17 protein-coding genes are annotated in these 15,518 nt (G+C 70.7%); 8 read left to right on the top strand and 9 right to left on the bottom strand.

Annotated features, from left to right (window positions below; genetic code table 11):
* Window positions 1-48 precede the first annotated feature (48 nt).
* The 3 genes from ABD151_RS09955 to ABD151_RS09945 are packed head-to-tail and all read right to left on the bottom strand — an operon-like array spanning window position 49 to window position 2,993.
* A complete protein-coding gene (locus ABD151_RS09955) occupies window positions 49-918 on the bottom strand; it encodes a VOC family protein (RefSeq protein ID WP_343993838.1) in 870 nt (289 codons plus the stop codon).
* 31 nt (window positions 919-949) lie between these two features.
* Window positions 950-2,107 carry an acyl-CoA dehydrogenase family protein gene (locus ABD151_RS09950; RefSeq protein ID WP_343993836.1) on the bottom strand — a complete coding sequence of 386 codons (1,158 nt, stop codon included), beginning with the start codon at window positions 2,105-2,107 and terminating at the stop codon, window positions 950-952.
* A gap of 49 nt (window positions 2,108-2,156) precedes the next feature.
* Window positions 2,157-2,993, bottom strand: a complete 837-nt coding sequence (locus ABD151_RS09945; RefSeq protein ID WP_343993834.1) for an alpha/beta fold hydrolase — start codon at window positions 2,991-2,993, stop codon at window positions 2,157-2,159.
* 225 nt (window positions 2,994-3,218) lie between these two features.
* On the opposite strand from ABD151_RS09945, the gene ABD151_RS09940 reads away from it, so the two are divergent.
* The gene (locus ABD151_RS09940; protein ID WP_343993832.1) at window positions 3,219-3,716 is read left to right on the top strand and encodes a flavin reductase family protein; all 498 of its coding nucleotides are present in this window, start codon (window positions 3,219-3,221) and stop codon (window positions 3,714-3,716) included.
* 4 nt (window positions 3,717-3,720) lie between these two features.
* Here the strand turns inward: ABD151_RS09940 and ABD151_RS09935 are convergent, their stop codons facing one another.
* Both ABD151_RS09935 and ABD151_RS09930 read right to left on the bottom strand, forming a co-directional pair.
* Complete coding sequence (locus tag ABD151_RS09935) at window positions 3,721-4,389, bottom strand: response regulator (protein ID WP_343993830.1); 669 nt, start codon at window positions 4,387-4,389, stop codon at window positions 3,721-3,723.
* On the bottom strand, window positions 4,386-5,597 hold the full coding sequence (locus tag ABD151_RS09930; RefSeq protein WP_343993828.1) for a sensor histidine kinase: 1,212 nt from the start codon (window positions 5,595-5,597) through the stop codon (window positions 4,386-4,388). The genes ABD151_RS09935 and ABD151_RS09930 overlap by 4 nt, the downstream gene beginning before the upstream one ends.
* Before the next feature lie 154 nt (window positions 5,598-5,751).
* On the opposite strand from ABD151_RS09930, the gene ABD151_RS09925 reads away from it, so the two are divergent.
* Complete coding sequence (locus ABD151_RS09925; RefSeq protein WP_343993826.1) at window positions 5,752-7,092, top strand: cytochrome P450; 1,341 nt, start codon at window positions 5,752-5,754, stop codon at window positions 7,090-7,092.
* A 12-nt stretch (window positions 7,093-7,104) separates the two neighbouring features.
* On the opposite strand, the gene ABD151_RS09920 is transcribed toward ABD151_RS09925, so the two are convergent.
* Window positions 7,105-7,944, bottom strand: coding sequence for an oxygenase MpaB family protein (locus ABD151_RS09920; protein ID WP_343993824.1), 840 nt, complete (start codon window positions 7,942-7,944; stop codon window positions 7,105-7,107).
* Complete coding sequence (locus tag ABD151_RS09915) at window positions 7,941-8,591, bottom strand: TetR/AcrR family transcriptional regulator (RefSeq protein WP_343993822.1); 651 nt, start codon at window positions 8,589-8,591, stop codon at window positions 7,941-7,943. The genes ABD151_RS09920 and ABD151_RS09915 overlap by 4 nt, the downstream gene beginning before the upstream one ends.
* A 92-nt stretch (window positions 8,592-8,683) precedes the next feature.
* Between ABD151_RS09915 and ABD151_RS09910 the strand changes: the two genes are divergently transcribed.
* From ABD151_RS09910 to ABD151_RS09895, 4 genes are read left to right on the top strand one after another with little or no spacing between them, the layout of a single operon-like run.
* The gene (locus ABD151_RS09910) at window positions 8,684-10,027 is read left to right on the top strand and encodes a cytochrome P450 (RefSeq protein WP_343993820.1); all 1,344 of its coding nucleotides are present in this window, start codon (window positions 8,684-8,686) and stop codon (window positions 10,025-10,027) included.
* Entirely contained in the window at window positions 10,024-11,586 is a 1,563-nt protein-coding gene (locus tag ABD151_RS09905) for a succinic semialdehyde dehydrogenase (RefSeq protein ID WP_343993819.1), read from the top strand. The genes ABD151_RS09910 and ABD151_RS09905 overlap by 4 nt, the downstream gene beginning before the upstream one ends.
* Complete coding sequence (locus ABD151_RS09900; protein WP_343993817.1) at window positions 11,586-12,449, top strand: SDR family NAD(P)-dependent oxidoreductase; 864 nt, start codon at window positions 11,586-11,588, stop codon at window positions 12,447-12,449. The genes ABD151_RS09905 and ABD151_RS09900 overlap by 1 nt, the downstream gene beginning before the upstream one ends.
* Window positions 12,450-12,505: 56 nt before the next feature.
* On the top strand, window positions 12,506-13,006 hold the full coding sequence (locus tag ABD151_RS09895; protein WP_343993815.1) for a VOC family protein: 501 nt from the start codon (window positions 12,506-12,508) through the stop codon (window positions 13,004-13,006).
* Window positions 13,007-13,021: 15 nt separating this feature from the next.
* Here ABD151_RS09895 and ABD151_RS09890 read toward each other — a convergent pair whose 3' ends face one another.
* On the bottom strand, window positions 13,022-13,678 hold the full coding sequence (locus tag ABD151_RS09890) for a hypothetical protein (protein ID WP_343993813.1): 657 nt from the start codon (window positions 13,676-13,678) through the stop codon (window positions 13,022-13,024).
* 18 nt (window positions 13,679-13,696) lie between these two features.
* On the opposite strand from ABD151_RS09890, the gene ABD151_RS09885 reads away from it, so the two are divergent.
* Both ABD151_RS09885 and ABD151_RS09880 read left to right on the top strand, forming a co-directional pair.
* Window positions 13,697-14,110, top strand: coding sequence for a hypothetical protein (locus ABD151_RS09885; RefSeq protein ID WP_343993811.1), 414 nt, complete (start codon window positions 13,697-13,699; stop codon window positions 14,108-14,110).
* Complete coding sequence (locus ABD151_RS09880) at window positions 14,107-14,520, top strand: hypothetical protein (RefSeq protein ID WP_343993809.1); 414 nt, start codon at window positions 14,107-14,109, stop codon at window positions 14,518-14,520. The genes ABD151_RS09885 and ABD151_RS09880 overlap by 4 nt, the downstream gene beginning before the upstream one ends.
* A 70-nt stretch (window positions 14,521-14,590) precedes the next feature.
* Here ABD151_RS09880 and tpx read toward each other — a convergent pair whose 3' ends face one another.
* Window positions 14,591-15,085: a thiol peroxidase gene (tpx, locus tag ABD151_RS09875; RefSeq protein ID WP_343993807.1), complete on the bottom strand. Its 495-nt coding sequence runs from the start codon at window positions 15,083-15,085 to the stop codon at window positions 14,591-14,593.
* Window positions 15,086-15,518 lie beyond the last annotated feature (433 nt).

The following is a 15,518-nucleotide window of genomic DNA, read 5'->3' as shown; positions in this document are numbered from 1 at the left end:
CCGGCACCCTTGCCGGAACGCCTTTCCCGAGATCGACGGCTTGCCTGATCAGGCCTCCGGGGGCGGGGTGAACCGGTGCCCCCAGAAGGCGCCCTCGGTGATGCCGTAGACCGGTTGCCGGCCCTCGACGCGCTCACCGTCGAAGCCCAGCTCCACGTGGTGTCCCTCCGGCGAGTAGACGTAGAACGACACCATCCGGTCGTTGGTGTGGCGGCCCAGGCTCTGCATCATCGGCACGCCCATGTCGTGCGCGCGGTCCAGACCGAGCCCGACGTCGTCCAAGGTGGCGGCCTCGACCATGAAGTGGTTGAGGCCGGGCGCGGCACCGGGTGCCAGGCCGAGCGAGTGCTGGCGCGGGTTGCAACCGAGGAAGTAGTAGCGACCATCGAGCCCGGGGATGTCCAGCACGTTGCGCTCCTCGAAGCCGAGGACCCCGCAGTAGAAGTCGTAGGCGACCTCGGAGTCCAGCACGCTGAAGATCACGTGCCCCAGGCCCTGGTCCCCGGTGACGAACTTGGAGACCTTGGGGGTGTGCACCGGCTGGTGGTCGTAGACGGGGCCCCAGAAGAGCTCGTTCGGGTTACCGCTCGGGTCCTCGAAGCGGACGAACCCGCTGACCGCCCGGAGCCTGCACTCCTCGGGCGTTCCGGTCTGCACCTCGATCCCGTACTTCTCGACCTTGGCGGCGAGCTCGGCCATGTCGTGGCGATCCAGCACCTCCCAGCCGACGGCACCCAGCTGCGGGGTGTCGGACGGACTGAGCACGAAGCGGGCCGGGTACTCGTCGATCCGGTAGCTGAGCGCGCCGGGCGTGCTGCCGTCGACCTCCATCAGGCCGAGGAAGTCACGCATGAAGGGCTGCCATCGGCCGGCGTCGGCGATGTCGAGACGGATGTAGCCGAGGGAGAGAATGGGCATCGTTCCTCCTGGAACAGGTAGCGGGTGCGGCTCAGACGGGGTAGCTGACGACGTCGCCGGTGAGCCAGTCACCGACCTGCGGCAGGATCAGGTCCGGCACGTTCATCGCGTGGTGCTGACCGGCATGCACGTCGCGCCAGACCCGCTGCAGCGCGCTCGCCGTCTTGATCGAGCGGGGGCCACCGCTCAGGTAGGCCTTGTCGGCGGCGCTGACGGCCAGGTTGACCGCCATGATGTGGTCGCGCTTGGCCCGGTGCCGCAGCTGCATGGAGACCTCGTCGCCCGCGGCGATGGTCTCCACCACGGTGCCGAGGTTGTGGTTGAGGATCAGCATCGCGGTGTCGATCTCGGCCTCCGCCTCGGCCAGGCGGAGGTGGGTGGCCGGCAGCGGGCTCCATCCCGGCGTCGCGGCACGGCGCTCGCGCAGCGGCTCGATCGCCTCCTCGTAGGTGCGCCGCGCCATCCCGACCAGCGGCACCACGACCGCGTTGAGGAAGATCGTGTACCAGGGGATGGAGAAGAGCTCGCCGGTGTTGACCTGGCGGCCGGGGCAGTCGAGGCGGTAGAGGTCCTCGGTGTCCATCGAGCGGTAGTCCGGGACGAAGGCGTCCTCCACCACGATGTCGTTGCTGCCGGTGCCGGTCAGGCCGTTGGTGTCCCAGACGTCCTCCATCCGGTAGTCGGCAAGCGGGAGCAGGAAGTGCCGGTAGGTCGGGCCACCGCCGTCTCCCTCGTCGGTCATTCCGCCGACGAAGGTCCACGAGCTCTGCGGGCTGCCCGAGGAGAAGCTCCAGCGGCCGGTGAGCCGGTAGCCGCCGTCGACCTTCGTCGCGGTGCCGGCCGGTCCGTAGGAGGAGCAGATCCAGGTGTCCGGGTCGTCGCCCCAGACCTCCTGCTGCGCGCGGTCGTCGTAGAGACCGAGGTGCCAGGAGTGGATCCCGACGACGCCGGTCACCCAGCCTGCGGCGCTGGAGAGCCGGGCGATCTCGTACATGGCCTGGTTGAAGATCCGCGGGTCGGCCTCGTAGCCGCCGTAGCGGGCAGGCTGCACCAGGCGCATCACGCCGGAGTCGCGCAGGATCTTGGTCAGGTTCTCCGACAGCCGCCGCTCGGAGATCGAGGTCTCCTCCTCCGCGCGGATCTGATCGGCAGCGGCGGCGATGCGGGACAGCACAACGTGTTCGGGCATGGGGTCCTCCAGGACGACGTGTCCGCCTGGGCAGGGCGGACGAACGGGCTCAGCGGGTGAAGAAGTCGATGCACGCCTGCTCGAAGTCGTGCTTGCGCTCGACCTGGGCCCAGTGGCCGCAGTCGGAGAGGGCGAGCAGGTCGGCGCGCGGCATCCGCCGGGTGCCGTAGAAGGCGCCTTCGAGCGGCAGCATACGGTCGTCGCGGCCCCAGATCACCAGGCTCGGGTGGGTGACCTGGGCCAGGCGCATCGGCAACGGCAGCTGGTCGGTGGGGTTGCCGAGCGAGCCGAGGATGCCGCGCATCCGGTCGATGGCACCGGGTGCCTCGGCCATCGCCGAGCGCTCCTCGACGAGCTCGTCGGTGACCATCGCGGGGTCGTGGACCATCGACTCGATCCAGCGCACCATGCCCTCACGCGACGGAGCGCTCACGTACTCGAAGAGCCGGCGCGCGCCCTCGGACTGGGGCGGGCCGAAGACCTCGGAGTAGAGGCCGCCCGGTCCCATCAGGGCCAACCGGTCGAAGCGCTCCGGAGCGAGCAACGCTGCGGTGAGGGTCACCCAGCCGCCCATCGAGTTGCCGATCACGTGCGCCTTCTCGATGCCGAGGTCGTCCATCGCCCGCACCAGCGCCTCCGCGGCATGCTCGGGGTAGGGCCGCGTCCACTCCTGGTCGGGGCTGACGCCGAAGCCGGGCATGTCGAAGATGTAGGTGCGGAAGTGCTCGGCGAAGACCGGCAGGTTCTTGCCGAAGTTCGACCAACCGCTCACCCCGGGGCCGGAGCCGTGCAACATGATCAGGCTCGGGCCGTCGCCTGCGACGTGGTAGTGCAGGCCGTCGGTGGCAGTAGGTGCTTGTGCGGTCGACTCGTAGGTCAAGGACATCCGTGGGTCTCCAGGGCTCGGGGTGACGTGCATCACCCGGACCGTAGGGAGCGGCCGGCCCGACGACGAAGGAAGTCTCCCGCTGCGCGGGAGACTTTCTGCTTGCACCGCTCGGCACGCGGAAAAGGGTCCGCTGGCCGGGAGATCGGCTCGGCGATCGGCGGGCCCAGACCTAGATTCGCCCACCGTTCCTGCCCGCATCTCCCGTCCTTGGAGGCAGCGTCGATGACCCTCACCGAACCCGAGACCGAGCCGGCGACCGTGACGCCGGCGCGGATGCGCGGCGCGATGGGCGCGTTCGCGACCGGCGTCACGGTGATCACCGGCCTCGACGGCGAGACACCGGTCGGCTTCGCCTGCCAGTCGTTCGCGTCGGTCTCCCTGGAGCCGCCCTTGGTGCTCTTCTGCGCCGATCACCGCGGGCGCAGCTGGCCGCGGATGCGCGAGCACGGCCGGTTCGCCGTCAACGTGCTCGGGGCGAAGCAGGCCGACACCTGTGCGCGCTTCGGCTCCGCCGACGGTCTGCGCTTCGAGGGACTGGACTGGCGGCTCTCCCGCTGGCGCACGCCGTCACTGCCCGGTGTGCTGATGCGTGCCCATTGCGAGGTCGTCGACGTGCACGTGGCGGGCGACCATGACGTGGTGGTCGGCCAGGTGCTCGAGCTGGAGGCGGCGGTCGGCGGCGAGCCGTTGGTCTTCTTCCGTGGCAGGTTCGCGCAGTAGGGCCTCAGCCGCCCGGTCGCACCAGCCCGTGGTCGTAGGCCCAGACGATCACCGCGGAGCGGTCCCGCAACCCCAGCTTGGCGAAGATCCGGCCGACGTGGCTCTTCACGGTGAGCTCGCTGATCACCAGCTCGACGGCGATCTCGGAGTTGCTGCGTCCGCGGGCCACCGCGACCAGCACCTCGCGCTCGCGGGTGGTCAGCAGCTCCTGCTCGGCGCTGGCGGTGGCGGCAGCACGGGGCGCGTCGCGGTAGGCGGCCAGCACCCGGCCGGTGACCAGCGGATCGAGCCACGAGCCGCCAGCAGCGACCACCTCGACCCCACGGATCAGGTCCTCGGCCGGCGAGTCCTTGAGCATGAAGCCCGCCGCCCCGGCCCGCAACGCGGCGGAGAGCAGCTCGTCGTCGTCGAAGGTGGTGAGCACCAGCGCGGGCGGCGCCTCGGGCCGGTCGGCGAGCAGACGCAGCACCTCGATCCCACTGACCCTCTTCATCCGCAGGTCCAGCACCAGCACGTCGACCTCATGCTCCGCGAGCGCGTCCAGCACCTGATCGCCGTCGACGCACTCGGCGACGACCTCGAATCCGTCGCGGGGGCGCAGGATGCGGCGCAGCCCGGAGCGGACCAGGTCCTGGTCGTCGACCAGCAGCACCCGCCTCATCGCAGCGCTCACGACACCACCTCGGGCTGCACGCCGGCCGTGCCCGGAACGGCCAGCTCGACCACCCACCAGCCGTCCCGCTCGCCGACCGAGAGCCGTGCGGCCATCTGCTGCGCCCGGGCCTGCATCCCCCGGACGCCGGCACCACCCGCGCCGCCGAAGCCCTCGATCTCCTGCTGGGGAAGGCGATTGCGCACCTCGACCCGGACCTGGGCTCCGGCCGCGTCGATCGCCACCGCCACCTCACGTCCCGGTGCGTGCCGCACCGCATTGGTGATCGACTCCTGCACGATCCGGTAGACGCCGAGCCCGGCGGCACCGTCCAGGCCGCTCAGGTCGCCGTGGCTGACGACGGTGAGCGGCACGCCGGCTGCGGCGAAGCCTGCGATCAACGCCGGGAGGTCGGTGGCAGTGGGCAGCGGATCGGCGACGGCCTCGTCGCCGTCGTGGCCGAGCAGCCCGACGGTGCGCCGGATCTCCTGCATCGCCTCGCGTCCGATCCGCTCGGCGTCACGCAGCGCGGCGATCGCGTCGTCCACGTCCGGCTCGGGGTCGCTGAGCACCCGGCGGGCGCCGGTGATGTGCAGCATGGTGACGCTGAGCGAGTGCGCGACCAGGTCGTGGATCTCGCGCGCGATCCGCTGGCGTTCGGCGAGCGCGCTGCGGGCCCGATCCTCTTCCCTGGCTGCGTGTTCGGCCAGCAGCGCCCGCATCTGCCAGCGCAGCATCGCGCCGACCAGGAAGCCGACCAGGGCCTCCAGCGAGTAGACCACCAGCCCGATCTCCCACGGCAGGCTGAGCACCAGGATCGTGAAGGTGGCCAGGCAGCCGATGACGCCGACCCGCAGGCCGTCGGTCGCCGTCACCCCGGCGACCGCGAAGGCGAGCGCCGCCGGCGCCAGGTCGTAGGGACCCTCGCGCGGTTCGGTGAGGATCCAGGCGATCCCCACCGCGACCGCGGCCAGCGTCGCCCACCACGGCAGCCAGCGGGTGGTGGAGAACTGGATCAGGTACGGCGCCAGGACCACGAGCGGCGCCAGCACCAGCAGGTCGCCGTCGGCGAACGCACCGCGCTGGATCACCCCCAACAGGGCTGCGTTCGTGGTCAGCACCGCGCAGGAGACCGCGATCCACCATGGATAGAAGAGGCCGCGGGCCAGGCTGGTGGACTCCACGGTGTCGCGCCACCGGCGCGCGCCACGTGCCACTCCTGCCCACATGGGACTCAGCGTAGGGCGCGGTGGGCCGCCCGCGCGTCCATCTGCGGAAGGCCGCGGACTCCTACTCTGGTAGGAGGCCGATTGCAGACCCACGCACGATGCCGACGACGGGCATGGCGCCGTAGCGTCGCGGTCAGCCACCCCAGGAGGACCGATGCCACGCCTTGAGACCGCCCAGACCTACGGCCGCTGGTTGACCAAGCACGCGTCGGGACGGGCGCTGCTGCGCGCCCGCGCCAAGCGCGGTGAGCTGCTGCCGATGCTGCTGATGGACGACGCCGTGGCGGCGAACCCGAGCGCCACGATCGACGCGATCCGGGCCAGCGGGCCGGTGCACCGGGGCGCGCTGCTGGCCTCGACCGCGCGGCACGACGTCGCCAACGCGATCCTGCGCAGTGACGACTTCGGCGTGGCCGGAGGCCATGGGGAGCTGCCGGTCGGCGGGCGCAAGGTGATGGAGCTGCTGAGCAAGGGCACGCCGGCCGGGCCGTTGGATCCGCCGTCCTTGCTGGCCACCGACCCTCCGGACCATGCCCGGATCCGGCGCCAGGTGTCGCGGGCCTTCACCGCCCGCGCGGTGACGCGGTTGTCCGAGCGGGTCGACGAGGTGGCGGACCGTCTGCTCGACGACCTCGCTCAGCGCACCGGAACCGTCGACCTGATCGCCGACTATGCGGCGTGGCTCCCGCTCGCGGTGATCGCCGACGTCCTGGGCATCGCGGAGCGCGACCACGCCCGGCTGCTCGGCCTGGGCAACCGGGCCGCGGTGCTGCTCGATCCCGGCCTCTCCTGGTCGGTCTTCAAGGACGCCGAGGCCGCGGTCGCCGAGCTGCACTCGTGGTTCGACGGCCACCTGGAGCAGTTGCGCCGCACCCCGGGCGACGACGTCCTGAGCAGCCTGGTGACCAGCAGCGACAGCGACAACCTGGACCACACCGAGCTGCGCACGCTGGCGCTGCTGCTGCTCGGCGCCGGCTTCGAGACCACGGTGAACCTGATCGGCAACGCGGTCGCGCTGCTGGACCAGCACCCCGACCAGCGCGATGCGCTGATCGCCGACCCGAGCGGATGGGCGAACGCGGTCGAGGAGGTGCTGCGCTTCGACCCGCCGGTGCAGTCGACGCTGCGGCAGGCCTACGTGGACACCGAGGTCTGCGGTGAGCCGGTGGCCACCGGCCAGGGCGTGGTGGTGGTCCTGGCCGGCGCCAACCGCGACCCCGCCGTCTTCGACGACCCGCACCGCTTCGACGTCACCCGGCCCAACGCGGACGCCCACCTCTCGTTCTCCTCAGGCATCCACTTCTGCATCGGTGCCGGCCTGGCCCGGCTGGAGGCCCAGACCGCGTTGCGCAAGCTCTACGAGCGCTTCCCCGACCTGACGGTGCGCCCCGGTGCCGAGCGTCGCAGCACCCGGATCCTCCGCGGCTACGAGACCCTCCCCGTGCTCACCCAATGTGACCTCAGCGCTGCAATTTCTGCCGAAACTGCGCGCTGAGGTCACATTGAGCTACTCCTTGACGAGGGTGGTGGTGCGTTCCAGCTTGTTCATCAGGCGACGGCCGTAGGCGGTGGCGGCGTCGTCGGAGACGAAGCGGCCGCCGGTGCGCACCGAGAGGGCCAGCGCGTCGTAGGAGAGTCGGTCGAGGCGCGACCACTCGATGTCGAAGCGCTCCCGCACCAGCTCGGGCAGGCCACCGGTCAGCACCAGGCGCACCAGCGGCGCGCCGGGGATCGAGAGCAGCCGGTTCATCTGCGGCGACATCCCGGCGACCTCGATCTTCTGCACCTTCATCGAGAGCCGCGCGGCCTTGGTCCACTCGAGATCCTCGCGGCAGACCCGGTCGAAGTCGGCCTCGAAGGAGGCCAGGTCGGGCTGCGCCGGGCGCATCGAGAGCCCGTAGCGCGACCACCACTCCAGCGACTCGGCGTAGTAGCGCTCGCGCTCGGCACCGGTCGGCGGGTGCGGGTGGAACCGGTCGGCAGCCGACAGGAACGCCCAGACGAAGGTCATGTGGGTCCACCAGTACACGTCGGGGTCGAGCGCGTGGTACCGGTTGCCGTGCGCGTCGGTGCCCTTGATGTCGCGGTGGTACTCGCGCACCTTCGCCGCCCGCTCGCGGCTGTCCGGCGCCACGATCGAGTTCACGATCCGCGGGATCGAGCGGTAGATCCGGTCGAACGGATCGGAGAAGAAGGCCGAGTGGTCGAGCACGCCGGCGCTGACGGCGGGGTGCATCAGCTGCAGCACCCCGGCCGAGAAGCCGGTGAAGCCGATCCGCGGGTCGGCGGCGAGCCGCCCCAGGATCGAGTCGGGCCCGAGCTCGATGGACTCGGTCGTCTGCGTCATGCGTGTGCCCCCATCGCTGCCAGGAAGACGCCGGTGGTCTCGGCCACCAGCCGGTCGCGGTCGATCTCGAGCTGGCCGGTGATCCGCGCGGTCACCAGCTCCACCGCTCCGCCGACCAGGAAGAGCGCGGTCGGGCGCGAGAGGGTGCCGGCCAGCGTCGGCACGATCAGGTCGAACTGGCTGATCACCAGGTCGGCGTAGTCGAGCAGCATCCGCTGGCGGGTGGCGTTCATCCCGGCATGCCCAGCGCCGACGGCGACCACGCAGGCCTTGCGCGGATCGTCCAGGACGACGTCGAACGCGCCCGCGATGCAGGCCTCGACGCGGGCCGCCCAATCGTCCGGGGCCTCGCGCAGGCCGCGCAGTCCGGCGTCCACGATCTCGGTGCCGACGCTCTCGCAGAGCGCGACGAGCAGGTCATCGAGGCTCGGGAACGACTCGTAGAAGTAGCGCGCGGTGAGCCCCGCGCGGGCACAGATCGCCCGCACGCCGATGCCGGTGAGCCCCTGCTCCGCCAGCACGTCGAGGCCCGCCTCGATCAGGCTCGCGCGTCGCGCGGCCTGTCGCTCGGCACGCGACTGCCCTGCATAGGAGCGTCCACCCGCCACCACGTCCGCCATCGCATCCGTCCCGATCGTCCGACTCAAGAAGGCTTATTGACAACGAACGTTATCACTTTTACGGTCAGTCACAAGAGCGAGATCGAGATCACAATCACCGCCGACTCAGGAGGCCCGCGATGGGTTTGCTCGCAGTGCACGAGGCACGGGAGGCCGGGCTCAGCCCGATCCCCGGCGAGGCCGGACTGCCGTTCATCGGACGCACCCTGGACATGGCCACCGGCCGCTGGATGACCGATGACTCCTTCTACGCCAAGTACGGCGGCGTCTACTTCTCGCGCGCGCTCAACCAGACCTTCGTTGCCGCCGCCCACCCCGACGCAGCGGGCGCCGTCCTGCTCAACAAGGACAAGGCGTTCGCCTCCGGCCCGGGCTGGAGCTTCTTCATCGGCCCCTTCTTCGAGCGCGGCCTGATGCTGCTCGACGGCGACGAGCACCGCACGCACCGGCTGATCATGCAGCAGGCCTTCGTGCGCAGCCGCCTGGAGAACTACCTCACCGGGCTGCAGGCCACCATCGACGAGACCATCGCCTCCTGGCCGGAGGGCACCGCGAAGATCAGCCCGCTGGTGCGCAACCTTGGCCTGGACATCGCGGTGCGCACCTTCATGGGCATGGAGACCGGTCCCGAGGCCCGTCAGGTGATGCACGACTTCGAGACCTGCGTGCGGGCCGGCACCGCCGTCGTCCGGTACCCGGTTCCCGGCCTGCGCTGGGCCAAGGGCCTGGCTGCGCGCGCCCGCCTCGAGGAGTACCTGACCCCGCTGATCGCTCGCGCCCGCAACCAGGACGACGACACGCTGCTGCACGGGCTGTGTCACGCCCGGGGCGAGAACGGCGAGGAGTTCAGCGACCTCGACGTGCTGAACCACATGATCTTCCTGCTGATGGCCGCCCACGACACCTCGACCACCACGATCAGCGTGATGGCCTACTACCTGGCCAAGCACCCCGAGTGGCGCGAGCGCTGCCGCGCCGAGTCCGAGGCGCTGGGTGCCAACCCGACCCTGAGCCAGATCGACGAGCTCGCCTCGCTCGACCTGGTGATGAAGGAGTCGCTGCGGCTGATCCCGCCGGTGCCCGGGGTGGCCCGGATGACGGTGCGCGACACCGAGCTGCTGGGCCACTTCGTGCCGAAGGGCACCATGGTCAGTGTGCCGATCCAGCACATCCACACCCGCGCCGAGCTCTGGCCCGATCCGCAGCGCTTCGACCCCGAGCGGTTCTCCGCCGAGCGCCGCGAGGACCAGATCCACCGGCACGCCTATCTCCCGTTCGGCGCCGGCGTGCACAAGTGCATCGGCATGTTCTTCGGCGGCATGGAGGTGAAGTCGGTGCTGCACAAGATGCTGCTCGACCTCGACTGGAGCGTGCCCGCCGACTACGAGATGCCGGTCGACCGGATCTCGCTCCCCAAGCCCAAGGACGGACTGCCGGTCCGCATCACCCGGAGGAACCGATGAGCACCCCCAGCGAACCCCAGCACGTCGACCGTGCGCTGCTCGACCAGATCAGCGCCGGACTGCACCCCGGCACCGCCGGACCGGAGACGCACTTCGCGCCCTTCGACGGCACTCCGATCACCACCCTGCCCACCTGCACCGAGCTCGAGGTCGCGGACGCCGTGCGCCAGGCCCGGATCGCGCAGGCCGGCTGGGCACGGCGCAGCTTCGCCGAGCGGGCCGAGATCTTCCTGCGCTTCCACGACCTGCTGGTCGACCGCCAGGACGAGGTGCTCGACCTGATGCAGTGGGAGGTCGGCAAGACCCGCCAGAGCGCATGGGTCGAGGTGTACATGGTCGCCACGACCGCGCGGCACTACGCACGCCGCGGGGCGCACTACCTCGCCGACCGCTCGGTGCGCGGCTTCATGCCGGGGCTCACCAAGACCGTCGAGGTGCGGGTGCCGAAGGGCGTCGTCGGGATCATCTCGCCGTGGAACTTCCCGCTCTACCTCTCGGTCGCCGACGCGATCCCGGCGCTGCTGGCCGGCAACGCGGTGGTCGCCAAGCCGGACGCCCAGACGCCGCTCACCCTGCTCTGGGCGCGCCAGCTGATGATCGAGTCGGGGATGCCGGCGGAGGTCTTCGGCGTCGTCGCCGGCCCCGGTCCGGTGGTCGGCATGGCACTGGTCGACAACGTCGACTACATCGGCTTCACCGGCTCGACGGCGACCGGCCGGCTGATCGGGGCCCGCGCGGGCGAGCGGCTGATCGGCTGCTCCCTGGAGCTGGGCGGCAAGAACCCGATGGTGGTGCGCGCGGACGCTGACCTGGAGCGCGCCGTGAACGGACTCGCCGAGGCGGCGTTCATGAACTCCGGCCAGATGTGCGTGCACGTGGAGCGGGCGATCATCGCCGACTCGATCTACGACACCTTCAAGCAGCGCCTGCTCGAGCGGGTGCAGAAGCTCCGCCTGGGCCAGGCCTGGGACTACTCCAGCGACCTGGGCCCGTTGGTCTCGGCCAAGCAGCTCACCAACGTCTCACGTCACGTCGAGGACGCCGTCGCGGCGGGTGCCACGGTGCTCACCGGCGGCGAGCCGCGCCCCGAGGTCGGGCCGTTCGCGTACGCGCCCACGGTGCTGGAGGGCGTCACCCCGCAGATGGCCGCCTACGGCAACGAGACCTTCGGTCCGGTGCTCTCGCTCTACCGCGCGGGCTCCGACGACGAGGCGCTGGCCCTGGCGAACGAGGGCAACTACGGGCTCTCCGCGAGCGTCTACTCGCGCGACACGGAGGCCGCCGACACGATGGCGCGCGGCATCCGCGCAGGCTCGGTCAACATCAACGACGGCTTCGCCGCCGCGATCGGCTCGATCGAGGCCTCGATGGGCGGCATGGGCGACAGCGGCCTGGGCCGGCGTCAGGGCCCCGACGGGATCCGCAAGTACACCGAGCCGCAGACCATCGCCAACCAGCGCCTGCTGCCGGCCGGAGTGCCGCCGTTCCTCTCCTCGGCGGCGTTCATCAAGATCTCGAACGGGCAGCTGCGACTGCTGAGGAAGATGGGAGCACGCTGATGGGCACCTTGACCGGACAGGTCATCGCGATCACCGGTGCCGGGCGCGGCATCGGGCTCTGCATCGCCCGCACGCTGGTGGCGCGCGGGGCCCGGGTCGCCCTGGCCGACGTCGACGCCGCGGCGCTGGCGAGCGCCGGTGCCGAGGTCGGCGCGGCGCTCACCGCAGTGCTCGACGTCACCGATCCCGATGCCTTCGACGCGTTCCTCGCGCAGGTCGAGGCCGAGGTCGGCCCATTGGACGGCTTGGTCAACAACGCCGGGATCATGCCAACCGGTTCACTGTTGGAGGAGTCCGACGCGACCACCCGTCGGGTGCTCGAGGTCAACGTGATCGGGATGATGTTCGGCACCAAGAAGGCGCTGGCCCGGATGGTGCCGCGCGGCCGCGGCCACGTGGTCAACCTGGCCTCCACGATGGGCCTGGTGCCGGTGCCCGGCCTGGCCACCTACAACGCCTCCAAGGCCGCGATGGTGATGTACGGCGAGGCGCTGGCAGCCGAGTTCGAGGGCTCCGGCGTCGCGATCACCACGGTGCTGCCGAGCGCGGTCAACACCGACCTGTGCTCGGGCCTCGACACCACCGCGCAGTTCCCGGTCCCGTTCACCGACCGGACCGTGAAGATCGCCTCGATGATCGAGCCCGAGGACGTCGCCACCGCCGTCGCCGAGGCGTTGGAGTCGGCGCGCTCCGAGCCGCGCTTGGTGGTGCCGCGCTCATTGGGCCGGATGCTGCGGATGCAGGACTTCTGGCCCCTGCGGGTCAAGCGCCGCTTCGCCAAGTTCAGCGGCATCGACGACCAGATCCTCACCCGCACCGACGACACCGCACGCAAGGAGTACTTGGAGCGGGTCACCGAGTAGCGATGAGTTGGGCGCCGTTGCCTGGTCTGTTCTGGAAACCGACCTAGGAGCAGACCATGCAACGGATCATCCCCAACCTCTGGTTCGACCACGAGGCCGTGCAGGCAGCCGAGTTCTACGCCGGCATCTTCGGCGGCAAGGTGCTCTCGACCTACGGCGAGGGCCCCACCAACCCGGACGGCGAGAAGCAGCCGGTCACCGCCGAGTGGGAGATCCTCGGCATGCGCTTCGTCGGCATCAACGGCGGGCTGAACGCCGACGGCAGCTCGGTCTTCGTGCCCAACGAGTCGTTCTCCCTTGAGATCGACTTCGACGATCAGGCCGAGCTGGAGCGGGTCTGGCATGCCTTGATCGCCGACAAGGGCGAGCCGAGTGAGTGCGGGTGGCTCAAGGACCGCTTCGGCTACTCCTGGCAGCTGGTGCCGACCGTGCTGATGGAGTGCCTGCAGGGCCCCGACCCGGCCGGCGCCGCACGCGCCATGCAGGCGATGCTGAGCACCAGCAAGGTGCCGCTGGACGGCGCGAAGATCCGCGCCGCCTATGCCGGCACCCCGTAGCCCGCAGCCAGGGGCTCAGCTGCGCATCCGGCGTCCGCGGACCTCGGCGAACTGCTGGTAGCCGATCGGGTTCTCGTACTGGCCCAGGATCACGGTGACCCGCTTGCCCTGGCAGCGCAGCACGATCCGGTCGTCGGCGATCGTCTCGACCTCGCCGCGCACGATCACCTCGTCGTCCGCGAGCTCGGTCAGCGACTCCGGCGGCTTGCAGCGGACCACGTCGGTGAGGGCGAGCACCTCGATCCGGGTCGCCCGGCGCGCCCAGAACATCAGCGCCAGCATCGCCACCACGGTGAGATTGCCCGCGATGGTGATCACCACGGCGATCCTGCTGCCGGTCGGCCGCGCCACCGGCCGGTTGGAGCCGACCTTCCCCGGCAGGTACTCCACCTCCAGGACGTCGGTGCGCTGCGCGGAGCGGTAGGCCTCCGCGGTCACCTGGCTGGTGAACTCCTGGCCACCGTCGTCGACGGCGTCGGCGAAGCGCCAGGTGACGTAGAACTTCTGGTCGTCGCCGTTCTCCGGCACCGCCTTGACCGAGACCACCTCGGCGTTCGTCCTCAGACCGTCGGCGTCGAGACGCTGGTTGGTCCAGGCGTAGTGCCCCAGCGGAAGGTTGATCAACAACAGCACGAAGATGGTCGCGATCGGCCACCAGCGCATCGACTTCACCGCCACATTGAACCGTAGATGCGCCAGGTATTCTCGATCTTCGTGCCCTGGATCCCGACCCTCGTCCTCGCCTGCGTCCTGATCGCCGTCGGCCTCGCGGCCATCGCCGCCGCCACCGCCCCCGCGCTCGCGCGCTGGGAGTCCGCGGTTCGCCTGGCGATGAAGGGCTGCCAGGGCCTGATCGCCCTCTTCGTCCTCTACGACGTGATCACCCTGCTGCAGGGTCACAAGGCCGACGAGGGGATGACCCACGCCGGCTACGCGATCGCCGCGGTCGGCGTCCCGGTGCTGCTGCTCACCCGGCACACCCCGCCGGCGGACCCGGAGGACCCGGACGCCGAGGTGGTCGTCGATCCCCCGCACCTGTTCGTGGTGGCGGTGGCCGCCTTCGCCGCCGCCGTGCTGGTGATCCGACTCCAGCAGACCTGGTGACTGCGGTGCGCTCCCCGGGCCGCCAGCTGCTGATCGCCGTCTACGCCGTCTTCGCGGTCGCCGCCGGCGCCCGCAGCGGCGTGCAGATCGCCACCAGGTTCGACGAGGCGCCGCTCGCCTACCTGCTCTCCGCGTTCGCCGCGGTGGTCTACCTGATCGCCACCATCGCGCTGCGCTGGAGCGGCCCGCGCGCCACCGCCGTCGCCTGGACGGCGATCGGCATCGAGATGGCCGGCGTGCTGGTGGTCGGTGCGCTCACGGTCTTCGACGACGAGCTGTTCCCCGACGCCACTGTCTGGTCGGAGTTCGGCGCCGGCTACGGCTACGTGCCGCTGGTGCTGCCGATCGTCGGCCTGTGGTGGCTGTGGCGTGAGCGGCGCCGCGCCCAGGCTGTCTCCACCACCCCCTGAAATCGCCAGGACGTCATACGTAGCGAGGGAGCGGGCGCTCCCTCCGTATGACGTCCCGGAGTGAAGAAGGTCAGGAAAGCGCGGCGATCGCGGCGTCGTAGTCGGGCTCGGTGGTGATCTCGGGGACCAGCTGCGCGTGCACGACGTTGCCGGTCTCGTCGAGGACGACGACCGAGCGGGCCAGCAGGCCGGCCAGCGGACCGTCGGTCATCGTGACACCGAAGTCCTCGCCGAAGCTGGCGCGGAAGGCGGAGCCGACCTTGGCGTTCTCGATGCCCTCGGCACCGCAGAAGCGGGCCTGAGCGAACGGGAGGTCCTTGCTCACGTTGATCACGATGGTGTTGTCGAGGCCGGCGGCGAGCTCGTTGAACTTGCGCACGCTCGCGGCGCAGATGCCGGTGTCGACGCTCGGGAAGATGTTGAGGACGGTGCGACCGGCGCGGTCGTCGGAGGTCAGCGCGGAGAGACCCTCGCCCACCAGGTCGTAGGACGGCGCGGCGGCGCCGACGGCCGGAAGCTCGCCGACGGTGTTGACGGGGTTGCCCTTGAATGCAGTGGTAGCCATACCCCTATTCCTACACGCTCGCTGGCGAGCGCGGTGGGCGTGCCACCAGATGGAAAAGCAAGAGGCGCCGTCCTAAGGGGGTGGACGACGCCTCTTGCGTCTGGGTCAGCCCTCCACGTGGGTGGATGTGGGCTGAGGCGGGGCTGGCACGCGGCCCTGGTGATCGGCGGACGCCGGGGGCTTCGGCGAGCGCTGATCGGCGACGCCGGGTCGGTCGCCTGAGCCGGGCCGGTCGGTCCCCGAGCCCTCGGGCTCGCCGCCGCGCGGACCGTCCCCACGCGTGCCGTCGCGGGGGCCGCCGTCACGCGGACCGTCGCCCGGGCCGTCGTCGCGAGATCCATCGCCGCGCGGGCCGTCGCCTCGCGGACCGTCGCCGCCGGGGCCGCCGGGGCGCGGTCCATCGGCGTCAGAGCCCGGCCGGGAGTCGGAGGGC

Source organism: Nocardioides dubius (genome assembly GCF_039528155.1).
Taxonomy (GTDB): domain Bacteria; phylum Actinomycetota; class Actinomycetes; order Propionibacteriales; family Nocardioidaceae; genus Nocardioides; species Nocardioides dubius.
This window is presented reverse-complemented; position numbering and strand designations above follow the sequence as displayed.